The organism is Vibrio sp. 1557 (assembly GCF_033340175.1).
Taxonomy (GTDB): domain Bacteria; phylum Pseudomonadota; class Gammaproteobacteria; order Enterobacterales; family Vibrionaceae; genus Vibrio; species Vibrio alginolyticus.
Genome location: NZ_JAWOVZ010000205.1, coordinates 1 through 1,184 on the forward strand (window position 1 = coordinate 1; position 1,184 = coordinate 1,184).

The window sequence follows — 1,184 nt, forward strand, 5'->3', positions numbered from 1 at the left end:
AAGACCGTGAGAATGAAGGTGACTTGATCATGGCTGCCGAGCATATTACGCCGGAAGCGATCAACTTTATGGCGACTTACGGTCGTGGCTTGATCTGTCTGACCATGACTAAAGCGCGTTGTGAAAATCTCGGCTTGCCGCCAATGGTGCAAGACAACAACGCGCAGTACACCACTAACTTTACCGTTTCTATCGAAGCTGCTGAAGGCGTAACCACGGGTATTTCAGCGGCTGACCGCGCACGTACCGTTCAAGCTGCGGTTGCGCCAAACGCAAAAGCGGCGGACTTGGTTCAACCGGGTCATATTTTCCCTCTTGCTGCGCAAGATGGTGGTGTATTGACTCGCGCTGGTCACACCGAAGCGGGTTGTGATTTAGCTCGCCTTGCTGGGCTTGAGCCTGCTTCTGTGATTGTTGAGATTCTAAACGACGACGGCACCATGGCTCGCCGCCCTGATCTTGAAATCTTTGCTGAAAAACACGGCTTGAAGTTAGGCACTATTGCGGACCTTATCGAATACCGCAACAACACAGAAACGACCATTGAGCGTGTAGCAGAATGCAAACTGCCAACTGAACACGGTGAGTTCACTTTGGTGACTTACAAAGACACCATCGATAATCAAGTGCATTACGCGATGTGTAAAGGTGATTTGTCTGGCGAAGCGCCGCTGGTTCGTGTGCATCTACAAGACGTATTCACCGATGTATTACGCAGTGACCGCAATGCAGAGCGCAGCTGGACACTGGATAAAGCGATGAAGCGTATCGGTGAAGAAGGCGGTGTTCTGGTTGTTCTTGGCAATGAAGAATCAACCGAGTTGCTCATCCACCGCGTGAAGATGTTCGAAGCGCAAGATAAAGGCGAAGCACCGACTTTAGCGAAAAAGCAGGGCACGTCTCGCCGCGTGGGAGTGGGGTCGCAAATTCTCGCTGACCTTGGTGTTCACGATATGCGTCTTCTGTCTTCGACCAACAAAAAATACCATGCATTGGGCGGTTTCGGCCTGAACGTGGTTGAATACGTTTGCGAATAAGAAGTGAACGATAAGTTCCTAGTCCCATGCACACCTATTTTGGTGTGGACTAGGAACTCGTGACACGCGGCCAATTTCCATTAGATATTGCTCACAAATTTGTGCTAGAATCCGGCGATTCTCACTTGATGAACATATTTCACTTAT

At 49.9% G+C, this 1,184-nt stretch carries 1 protein-coding gene; it reads left to right on the forward strand.

Annotated features, from left to right (window positions below):
- A partial coding sequence (gene ribB / locus R7070_RS25900) for a 3,4-dihydroxy-2-butanone-4-phosphate synthase (protein WP_318141474.1) occupies positions 1 to 1,037 on the forward strand: 1,037 nt, incomplete at its 5' end.
- Positions 1,038 to 1,184 lie beyond the last annotated feature (147 nt).